The organism is Acinetobacter sp. RF14B (assembly GCF_006864105.1).
Classification (GTDB): Bacteria; Pseudomonadota; Gammaproteobacteria; order Pseudomonadales; family Moraxellaceae; genus Acinetobacter; species Acinetobacter lwoffii_C.
On record NZ_SMTB01000283.1, the window covers coordinates 1 to 258 of the forward strand.

Sequence of the window (258 nt, forward strand, 5' to 3'; positions counted from 1 at the left end):
GATGAGCTAGCATTTTGCTTCCGACCGACCAAAGTCAAAGTTGCATCATGAACTATACTCATCTTACTCAAGAAGAAAGATATCAGATTTCCACATTGTTACGTGAAGGTTTTTCTAAGCGTTATATCGCCTGGAGGCTAAATCGCTCACCTTCCACTATTTCCAGAGAAATAGCACGCAATCGGGCAAGGAATGGTTATTTCGCTCAACATGCCCATAAATTAGCTCGCAGACGGCATTGTCCTAATCCCAAAAGAA

General features: G+C 42.2%; 1 protein-coding gene. It reads left to right on the forward strand.

Annotated elements, in window-relative coordinates; translation table 11 throughout:
• Positions 1 to 47 precede the first annotated feature (47 nt).
• On the forward strand, positions 48 to 258 hold a 211-nt coding region (locus E2K52_RS14985), incomplete at its 3' end, for a helix-turn-helix domain-containing protein (RefSeq protein ID WP_151205749.1).